Annotated in this window: 1 pseudogene; it reads right to left on the bottom strand. The window is 64.7% G+C overall.

Features of this window, described 5'->3' with window-relative positions:
* Window positions 1-351 (bottom strand): annotated as a pseudogene (locus A3754_RS07025) (arginine decarboxylase); the annotation flags it as partial.

The following is a 351-nucleotide window of genomic DNA, read 5'->3' on the forward strand; positions in this document are numbered from 1 at the left end:
TATTGGCCACCTGTGAGCCCAGGTGGAAATGCAGCAGCTTCACGCAGTCCAGTCGCCCGGCGGCACGGCAATGCTCGATGGCCGCCATCAGCTGCGGCGCACTCAGGCCGAACTTGGACTTCTCACCCCCGGTGTTCTGCCAGTTGCCCTTGCTGATGCTCATCAGCCGCACCCGCAGGCCGATACGCGGCGACACGCCCAGCTCGTCTGCCAGCGCCAGCAGCGCCGGCAGCTCGGACATCTTCTCCACCACGATATGCACGCGGAAGCCCAGCTTCTCGCCCATCAGCGCCAGGCGCAGGTATTCCGCGTCCTTGTAGCCATTGCAGACAATAGTGTCGCCCGGGTTGG

It is taken from the genome of Alcanivorax sp. HI0083, assembly GCF_001635175.1.